The organism is Pseudomonas sp. (assembly GCF_037994325.1).
Classification (GTDB): Bacteria; Pseudomonadota; Gammaproteobacteria; order Pseudomonadales; family Pseudomonadaceae; genus Aquipseudomonas.
This window is the reverse complement of the sequence record NZ_JBBNAH010000739.1, coordinates 1-6792: the sequence shown is the minus strand read 5'-3', so window position 1 is coordinate 6792 and position 6792 is coordinate 1. Positions and strand designations below refer to the sequence as shown.

Genomic DNA, 6792 nt, shown 5'->3' with positions numbered 1-6792 from the left:
GCGAAGACCTGCACTTCAACCGCCCCTACAACCTGCTGCGTTTACCGCGCGAATACCTGACCAAACCCTGGCCGCAAACCGTACAAAGCACCGCCCAGGTCGCCTGCCAACAGGCGCGCCAACAACTGCACGACCTCGGTGCCGAAGCGAGCCTGCTCGACACCCTGCAACGCTGGCTCTTTCGCCACGTACGCCAAGCCCCCAACCTCGAACACGCCGCCACCGCCTTTGCCATGAGCCCGGCCACGCTCAAACGCAAACTGCACAAACACGGCACCAGCTACCAGGAACAACACGACCACATCCGCATGCTGGTGGCGCTGTACCTTTACCAACTCAAGGGCTACAGCAACGACGAAGTGGCCAGCCATTTGCGTTTTCACGACGCCACCAATTTTCGCCGCTCCTTCAAACGCTGGACCGGCTTGGCGCCGAGTGCGTTATTGGCGTTTTTGCGTAGTTAACGTAGAGCGTTTTGCTCTTGTAGGGCGTGGCTACGCGCAGCAAGGCCAAAACACGGTTATGGGGGTGCACACATCCGAAATTAACCCTCGCCCGCTCCTACGCCGCCCTGCTCTGCGTCCTCCAGACGGCCTACCCCCGCCTGCCTACAGTGGCCCGTCGTGGTGAAACAGCGGCAGGATTTGCCCGTCCTGAATGCCTGCTTCACGCATGCAGCAAGCGTGTAACGCCGGTGTGTTTTGCCAAGCGTTTACACCTATGGCGGCTGTGCGTGGGACACCTTCGGATGTGCCGGCTCCTAGTGAGCCCGATCGGTCAACCCGCGTACAGCTGTCACCCCTACCCCGCAGGACCGCAAACGGTGACGGCTCTGGAGAACTAACTAGAAATGGACGCTTCAATCACTAATATCCATCTTGCAAGCCGTGATGTAATACATCACACTCCATTCACATGATCGTTAGCTTCCAGCACAAGGGATTACGTCAGTTTTACCAGACTGGCTCAACCCACGGCATTCGAGCTGATCATGCGAAACGACTCGCGCGCCTGTTGCAGCATATGGGTGACGCGGGCACACCCGCCGAACTGGATATTCCTGGCCGGCGGCTGCACGCGCTCACTGGCGAGCTGGCTGGCTACTGGTCGCTTTGTGTCAGCGGCAATTGGCGGTTGATTTTTCGCTTTATCAATACGGATATCGAGCTGGTCGATTATCTGGATTACCACTGAACAGGAGCACCTGACATGGTCATGTTCAACCCACCCCACCCGGGCGAAACCTTACTGGAAGACGTGCTTCCAGCGCTGAATATCAGCATCGCCGAATTCGCCAGACGCCTGGGTTTCGCCCGCGAAACCTTGTCGCGGATTCTTCACGGTCGCGCGCCGATCAGCCCCGATCTGGCGGTACGCCTGGAGCGCGCAGGCATCAGCACCGCCCGTTTGTGGCTGGCGATACAAGCCAACTACGACATCTGGCAGGCCGAGCACCGCGAGCAGCCACCCATCGAGAAATTTGCCGCGTTGAGCTGACATTTTTCCGCCCCCATGCCTGCCAGAGTCTGCCCATGCTCAAGACCACCGCGCGCCTGTTGTTGCGCCCGCCCTCGCTGGCTGACCTTGACGTGTTCCACGCCATTCATGCCGACCCCGCTACCAATCAATTCAACCCGGCGGGCCCCATGACCGACCGGCAACACGCCGAGCGCGTGTTGGGTCTCTGGCTTGGTCATTGGCAGCACTACGGTTATGGCCAATGGGCAATTGCTACGCTGCGCGCCCCTGACCAGATTATTGGCTTTGGCGGCATCGCCCCACGTCTATATGGCGATGTGGAACGCCTGAACCTCGGCTACCGCTTTGCCGAGCAAGCCTGGGGCAAGGGCTACGCCAGCGAGTTGGCGACAGCGGCACTGGCGTTCGCCTTTGATGACCTGCGCAAACCCGAGGTTTTTGCCATCGTGCGCCCGGCCCACGCCGCTTCGATACGGGTGTTGGAGAAGGTCGGTATGCAGCGCGTCAGAGAGCTGGACGATGTGCCGGGGCAGGCGATGAGCTTGGTGTATTTAGCGAGCCAAAATCGTATAGACAAGGCCAGTACCTTTCAGTAGCGTCCGCTGGCCAAATTACAGTGGCCCTTCGTTGGCTCTTACAGGGATGTTTCAACATGACCCAATCTGACAACAGCGCCGCGCAAGATCCGACGGCGTACACCGCACATTTGCCCATTCTTAAAGAAGCCGGTGCGGCTCTCGTTGGCCTCGGGCTGCTTGATATAGCCGCATTGGCATATTGCATCCGCTACAACATTGCCTACACATCAAGCTTCAATATCTTCGCGGTCATAGCTGGGCTGCTGCTATTGGGCGGCAGCTTAAGAACTGCATCGGTGGTGCGCTGGTTCAGCGTGTTTATGCTTAGCTCTGTCGCCATTGCGTTACCACTTTCGCCTCTTGTCCAACCGCTGGGCCTTACCCTCGTACAGGTGCGCAACGCCCCCGTGGACTCTTTATTTTTAGCTGTCTTCTATGCGGCGATTTGCGCGTTATGGGCCTGGCTCGCCGTCGCGCTAGGCAAACCAGAGGTGCACGCCGCTCGAGCCGCAACGGGCCGTCGCCGCCGGGACATGCGTATTCCAGGAGGCTTGGGCGCCGGGCTAGCTCTGCTGGCGATAGTCGGTTTGAGTGTTGTCTTGAACGGCGAAAGCGCGGAAAAAGCCAAGACCCTTGCTCAGGAGCAAGCGGGCCCGGATTACCGCTATAGCGTGAGGGCGCTGAACTTCACTAATCACTCGGTAGCCGCGCTTGTCACGGCATGGAATGATAGAGAAGTTCGGCAAATTCCTGTGACGTGGACGAAACCTTAGCCTCCACACGCAGAGTGCCAACGCCTAAGCGCCATTAGGCCAACTCAGTCACAACCCTGAAACGCAGCGCTCTCGCCTGGGCCTTTGCGGCCAATCAGGGCGGCGAAAGACTATACAAATCGTCAATTTGGCATAGGGTTAAAAACAGCCTCTCCCAGTTTCTGGCTGATCGTTATCGGCGGCGCGGCTTCTCAGCTTCGCGCTAGACGAGGCTACGAACTTTGCACAAGGCGAGCACAGATGAACGTTCAAGACATTTACGAGTACGCCAAGGTCGGTGATCTTCAGAGCCTGGAGTTGTTGTCGCTGGAGGGCGGTATTTATTTGTTGCAGGCGCAAGTAGGCGACCAGGTGCAGACGATCAAGGAGGCCGACGGCAGCACACTGCGCTTACGCTCGGTAACCCAGGCGCGGGATTTGTTGCAGGGTTTGCCCCTGACGGTGCCGTTCTACTTGGTGCACCACGAGGCACATACGGAAATGTGCGGCAGTGGCCAAGGTATGCAAGAGCCGTTGCGCGAGCGCATTTCGCTGGGGTCGACGTGGTAGCACAGCGCGTTTAATTCGTAGGTTGGATCGGTCCGCGTTCGGTGAGCCGCGGGCAAAGTCCACCTACCAACGCAACATGTTGGGCTTCGCCTGCGGCTCAACCCAACCTACGCGACCGTTGTGATTAGCGGGTAACAGGGGGGTCAATATCTGCGCAACTCGGGGTACGCACACCGCGCCAAGCCGTCACCAAACCGTCATGTTTTTTTCATACTGTTGCCGCCTCAAGCAATTAAGCCTTGCAGCGACATACGCCCATGCTTTGTGCCGAACTCAAGTCTTTCCATATGGTGGCCCGCCTGGGCAGCATCACCCAGGCGGCGAAAAAGCTCGGCTTGAGCCAGCCCACGGTGACCACGCAAATTCGCAATCTGGAAGGTCAATACGGCGTTGAGCTGTTCTATCGAGGCGGCCGTCGTTTGACCTTGAGCGATGAAGGCGTGCGCTTGCTGCCGATGGTGCAAGCCTTGTTGCAGCAAGAGGCCGATATCGAGTTTTTTCTGCGCAATAGCGGCCAGGTGCAGGGCGCGCTGCGCATTGGCGCTACCGCGCCTTATTACGTGTTGGACCTGGTGCGCGGTTTCCGTGAGCAGTTTGCCGCGTGTGAAGTCACCCTAACCATTGGCAATTCGCAGGAGGTGCTGGAGGCGTTGGAGGACTACCGCGTTGACTTGGCCGCCTCCTCGCAGTTGGTCGAAGACGCGCGCTTAACCCGCTTGGTGCTCGGCCATGACCCACTGGTGCTGGCCGTGCACCGCAGCCATCCGCTAGCCATCCATAACCGCGTGCCGCTAAGTGCGCTGGCGGGGCATTGTTTGCTGATGCGCGAAACCGGCTCCACCACCCGTGTGCTCAGCGAAAAGCTGTTGCAGGATGCCGGCGTGGCGCTGGGGCCTTTGCTGGAGATCGGCAGCCGCGAGTCCATTCGCGAAGCGGTGTTGCGCAATATCGGTATCAGCATCATTGCCCGCCACGAAGTGCCGGATAACCCGCAGCTCAAGGTGGTGGAGCTCGAAGGTGCGCCGCTGATTGCCGAGTACTTGTACTGCCTGAAAGAGCGCCGCCACGCACGCCTACCGGCAGCGTTTTTACGCTTGGCGCGCAGCGGTTGTGCTTGATTGCGTTGCATAACGGCTGGTGCGCATAGCAAATCCTACTGACCAACGTTCGCAATCGCGTAGGGTGTGCTGCGCGCACCAGGCATACCCGCAGAGGGCGCGCCGTTTTTAGTGAATTTCGGTGACGAACTGTTCGCGCGGGCGACGCACTTTTTCCAGGTTCACCAGCCAGTCGCCTTCGGCGGCGCGATGGCCGAGGGGCAGAATCACTACGCTGCGCAGATGCTTGGCGCCAAGGCCGAGAATCTCATCAACTGCGGCCGGGTCGAAGCCTTCCATGGGCGTGGCATCGACTTCTTCATTGGCGGCGGCGATCAGCGCTGAACCCAGGCCAATGTAGGCTTGCCGCGCAGCCGCTTGGTAGTTGGCCTCTTTGCCGCGCTGGGCAACGATACCCAGCAGTTGCTTGCGGTAGTTTTCCCAACCTTCGTTGATGGTGCCGCGCACTTGGTTGGTCAGGTCGAACATCATGTTGACGCGCTCTGGGGTGATGTCATCCCAGGCGGCGAATACCAGCAGGTGCGAGCAGTCGGTGACTTGCGCCTGGTTCCAGCTGACGGCTTTGATCTTTTCGCGAATTTCGGCGTTGGTGATCACAAACAACTCAAACGGCTGCAGGCCGCTGGAAGTGGCTGTCAGGCGCACGGCTTCAAGAATGCGCTCTACTTTTTCCGCCGGTACGGTTTTCGACGGGTCGTACTTTTTAGTTGCGTAACGCCATTTCAGCAGCTCGGTAATTTTGCTCATCATCAGCTTCCACAGGGGTTAGACAGGGTTCTGGGGCGCAATCACGACTGGCTGCCGGACCGAGCCTGCGCTTATGCTACCGATTAAAGTCAACTTGAAGGTCAAGGGAAAAATGAAGATAGGCGAGCTGGCACAACGCACGGGCATTCCTGCTTCGGCAATCCGCTATTACGAAGAACAAGGCTTGATCAGCGCGCCCACGCGCGACGGCAATGGCTACCGCCACTATGGCGAAGCCGTGGTTAAACGCCTGCTACTGGTGCGCAATGCCCAGCGCCTGGGCTTTGCCTTGGAGACGATCAAAGGCCTGTTTTTGCATGACGGCAGTTGCTCGAAAACCCTGACGATTGAGCAAATCGACATCCGTTTGCACGAGCTTGAACAAATCGAGGCTAACCTGGCCACGCAGCGCCAAGGCTTGTTGGCCCTGCGCGGCGAACTGGAACACAGCCTGCGCACCGGCAGTGAGGTGGCCTGCGCCTCGGTCCACCACGCCGAGCATTTTCAGCCGCAGCGCGCGGTTACCCCTCGGCGGGAACGCGCCGCCACAGCGGAATAACTCACTGGCTGGTCGCCCATTACAAAAACCACCAATACCCCTATCGGTAGCTTTTGCCCTTCTGCCACAAAGCCTTCGCATCCCAGCCCTAGCATGAACCTCGTCTAGCCCAATCGCGCTACGAGGTTTTTTGTTATGGCTACGCCCCACTCCGTGACTATGCAGGTGCGCAACATCCATAAAGGCTTCGGTGCCTTTAAAGCGTTGGATGGGGTGTCGCTGGATATCGCCGCCGGCGAGTTGGTCTGCCTGTTGGGGCCGTCTGGCTGTGGCAAAACCACGTTGCTGCGCTGCATCGCCGGGCTGGAGCGCCAGGACAGCGGCAGCATTGTGATTGGCTCGCGGGATGTGTCCGAGCTGGCGCCGCAGGCGCGCGATTACGGCATCGTGTTTCAGTCGTATGCGCTGTTTCCCAATCTGACCGTCGAGCAAAACATCGGTTACGGCCTCAACGGCAATAGCCGCGCCACCATCGCCGCCCGCGTGGCGCAAATGCTGGAGCTGGTGGGCTTGCTCGGCAGCGAAAAGAAGTACCCCGGGCAACTCTCCGGTGGCCAACAACAGCGCGTGGCCTTGGCCCGCGCATTGGCACCGGCACCGTCGTTGTTGTTGCTGGATGAGCCGATGTCGGCCTTGGACGCCAGGGTGCGTGAGCACCTGTGCGGCGAATTGCGCACCCTGCAAAAGCGCTTGGGCATCACCACGCTGATGGTGACCCACAACCAGGACGAGGCCATGTTGATGGCCGACCGCATTGCCGTGATCAATCACGGCCGCGTCGAGCAATACGCCAGCCCGCAGGACATCTACCGCCACCCGGCTACGCCCTTTGTCGCCGAGTTTGTTGGCCAGGGTAACTGGCTGCCGTTCGAGCGCAGCGCCGAGGGCCATGCTCAGGTCGGCGATCTCCAGCTGCGGTTGCCCACGCGCTTGGTGAGTGAGGCAGGCGGCCGCTTGTTCTGCCGGCCCGAGTCGGTGGTGATTAATCC

Annotated in this window: 10 protein-coding genes; 9 read left to right on the top strand and 1 reads right to left on the bottom strand. The window is 59.5% G+C overall.

What is annotated here, in order from left to right:
- The 7 genes from AAAB16_RS24745 to AAAB16_RS24715 form a co-directional block, all read left to right on the top strand.
- A partial coding sequence (locus tag AAAB16_RS24745) for an AraC family transcriptional regulator (RefSeq protein WP_340665740.1) occupies positions 1-464 on the top strand: 464 nt, incomplete at its 5' end.
- Positions 465-915: 451 nt separating this feature from the next.
- Complete coding sequence (locus AAAB16_RS24740) at positions 916-1194, top strand: type II toxin-antitoxin system RelE/ParE family toxin (RefSeq protein ID WP_340665739.1); 279 nt, start codon at positions 916-918, stop codon at positions 1192-1194.
- A gap of 15 nt (positions 1195-1209) precedes the next feature.
- Entirely contained in the window at positions 1210-1497 is a 288-nt protein-coding gene (locus AAAB16_RS24735) for a HigA family addiction module antitoxin (protein WP_340665738.1), read from the top strand.
- A gap of 35 nt (positions 1498-1532) precedes the next feature.
- Positions 1533-2075 (top strand): GNAT family N-acetyltransferase, encoded by a 543-nt coding sequence (locus AAAB16_RS24730; protein ID WP_340665737.1) that lies wholly within the window; start codon positions 1533-1535, stop codon positions 2073-2075.
- Between the two features lie 56 nt (positions 2076-2131).
- Positions 2132-2830, top strand: a complete 699-nt coding sequence (locus AAAB16_RS24725; protein ID WP_340665736.1) for a hypothetical protein — start codon at positions 2132-2134, stop codon at positions 2828-2830.
- A gap of 240 nt (positions 2831-3070) precedes the next feature.
- Positions 3071-3379 (top strand): DUF6482 family protein, encoded by a 309-nt coding sequence (locus AAAB16_RS24720; RefSeq protein WP_340665735.1) that lies wholly within the window; start codon positions 3071-3073, stop codon positions 3377-3379.
- A gap of 257 nt (positions 3380-3636) precedes the next feature.
- On the top strand, positions 3637-4497 hold the full coding sequence (locus AAAB16_RS24715) for a LysR family transcriptional regulator (RefSeq protein WP_340665734.1): 861 nt from the start codon (positions 3637-3639) through the stop codon (positions 4495-4497).
- 108 nt (positions 4498-4605) lie between these two features.
- Here AAAB16_RS24715 and AAAB16_RS24710 read toward each other — a convergent pair whose 3' ends face one another.
- Positions 4606-5244, bottom strand: a complete 639-nt coding sequence (locus AAAB16_RS24710) for an NAD(P)H-dependent oxidoreductase (RefSeq protein ID WP_340665733.1) — start codon at positions 5242-5244, stop codon at positions 4606-4608.
- A gap of 73 nt (positions 5245-5317) precedes the next feature.
- Between AAAB16_RS24710 and AAAB16_RS24705 the strand changes: the two genes are divergently transcribed.
- Positions 5318-5803, top strand: a complete 486-nt coding sequence (locus AAAB16_RS24705) for a MerR family transcriptional regulator (protein ID WP_340665732.1) — start codon at positions 5318-5320, stop codon at positions 5801-5803.
- Between the two features lie 135 nt (positions 5804-5938).
- Positions 5939-6792: putative 2-aminoethylphosphonate ABC transporter ATP-binding protein (locus AAAB16_RS24700; RefSeq protein WP_340665731.1), on the top strand; the 854-nt coding region annotated here is incomplete at its 3' end.

Excerpts from the sequence above, each read along its gene's own strand:
- AAAB16_RS24735 (WP_340665738.1), top strand. The coding sequence starts at position 1,210 with ATGGTCATGTTCAACCCACCCCACCCGGGCGAAACCTTACTGGAAGAC.
- AAAB16_RS24725 (WP_340665736.1), top strand. The coding sequence starts at position 2,132 with ATGACCCAATCTGACAACAGCGCCGCGCAAGATCCGACGGCGTACACC.
- AAAB16_RS24740 (WP_340665739.1), top strand. The coding sequence starts at position 916 with ATGATCGTTAGCTTCCAGCACAAGGGATTACGTCAGTTTTACCAGACT.
- AAAB16_RS24710 (WP_340665733.1), bottom strand. The coding sequence starts at position 5,244 with ATGAGCAAAATTACCGAGCTGCTGAAATGGCGTTACGCAACTAAAAAG.
- AAAB16_RS24730 (WP_340665737.1), top strand. The coding sequence starts at position 1,533 with ATGCTCAAGACCACCGCGCGCCTGTTGTTGCGCCCGCCCTCGCTGGCT.
- AAAB16_RS24715 (WP_340665734.1), top strand. The coding sequence starts at position 3,637 with ATGCTTTGTGCCGAACTCAAGTCTTTCCATATGGTGGCCCGCCTGGGC.
- AAAB16_RS24705 (WP_340665732.1), top strand. The coding sequence starts at position 5,318 with ATGCTACCGATTAAAGTCAACTTGAAGGTCAAGGGAAAAATGAAGATA.
- AAAB16_RS24720 (WP_340665735.1), top strand. The coding sequence starts at position 3,071 with ATGAACGTTCAAGACATTTACGAGTACGCCAAGGTCGGTGATCTTCAG.